Origin of the sequence: Simplicispira sedimenti (assembly GCF_022760965.1) — a bacterium.
Lineage (GTDB): Bacteria > Pseudomonadota > Gammaproteobacteria > Burkholderiales > Burkholderiaceae_C > Simplicispira > Simplicispira sedimenti.
Map to the genome: position 1 here is coordinate 1 of NZ_JAKVIJ010000026.1, position 1,303 is coordinate 1,303.

Here is a 1,303-nt window from a genome sequence, read left to right on the forward strand (position 1 = left end):
AACCGCCCCGGGTATCGAGGAGGCCGGTTGGTTTAAGTTGACACCTTTGTCGAGGTGTCGCTGGCGGCGAGTTGCCTCCAGTAGTTTGCCTCAGCTTCTGCCGGAGGGATGCCCCCAATCGGCGTGAGCAATCGGACGTGGTTGAACCAGTGCACCCATTGCAGGGTGGCCAGTTCCACGGATTCCCTGGTCTTCCAAGGTCCCCGGCGGTGAATCAACTCGGCCTTGTACAGACCGTTGATGGTCTCGGCCAGCGCGTTGTCATAGCTGTCTCCCCTGCTGCCCACCGAAGGTTGTATGCCCGCCTGGTCCAAGCGTTCGGTGTAGCGTATGCAAACGTACTGACTGCCCCTGTCGGAATGGTGCGTCAAGACATGGGCCGCTGGCTGGCGTTCGTACAGAGCCTGCTCCAGGGCATCGAGCACGAAGTCCGTCTGCATGCTGCGACTGACGCGCCAGCCCACGATGCGCCGAGCGTACACATCCACCATAAAGGCCACATACAACCAGCCTTGCCAGGTGGAGACATAGGTGAAGTCCGACACCCATAGCTCGTTGGGATGGCTGGCATGGAAGTGCCGGTTGACGTGGTCCAGCGGGCACGGGGCCGAGGTATCCGGCGTGGTGGTGCGCACCGCCCTGCCACGGCGTGCCCCTTGCAAGCCCATGGCTCGCATCAGACGCTCGACCGTGCAGCGCGCCACCACGATGCCCTCGCGGTTCATCTGCAGCCAGACCTTGTCGGCTCCGTAGACCTGCCAGTTGGCGTGCCACACGCGCTGAATGTCGGCCTTCAAACCCTCGTCACGCTGGGCGCGTGCACTGCGCAGTTGCGCGTTGCGTTGCCGGGCTGCGTGGCGCCAATAACACGACGGGGCCATCTGCAGCGCCCGGCAGATGGGCTCGACCCCGTAGTCATCACGGTGGCGGTCGATGTAGGCCTTCACGACTTGAGTCGGCGGTCGAGCTCCGCCTGCGCGAAAAACGCGCTGGCCGTCTTCAGGATGTCGTTGGCCCGGCGCAATTCCTTGACCTCACGCTCCAGTTCCTTGATGCGCTGCGCATCCGAGGTGGTGGTGCCGGGGCGCTGGCCGCTGTCGACCTCGGCCTTCTTGACCCAGTCGTTCAAGGTCTGTGGCACGCAGCCAATCTTGGGGGCAATCGATTCAATCGCTGCCCACAGCGACGGGTAGTCGGCTCGGTGCTCCTGCACCATGCGCACGGCGCGCTCGCGCACTTCCGGGGAGAACTTCGGTGACTTGTTCATAGCTCCATCTTCTCAAGTGTTGGAGCCTCCTCAAAA

General features: G+C 63.2%; 1 protein-coding gene and 1 other annotated feature. The gene reads right to left on the reverse strand.

All coding sequences use genetic code 11. The features are described from left to right. Positions 1-32: 32 nt before the first annotated feature. A protein-coding gene (locus tag MJ602_RS16640) for an IS3 family transposase (RefSeq protein WP_243021861.1) occupies positions 33-1,267 on the reverse strand; the annotation gives its coding sequence in 2 pieces (ribosomal slippage) (positions 33-979 and positions 979-1,267; 1,236 coding nt in all). Beyond that, positions 873-989, reverse strand: a sequence feature (AL1L pseudoknot). Its footprint overlaps the gene before it by 117 nt. Positions 1,268-1,303: the final 36 nt, after the last annotated feature.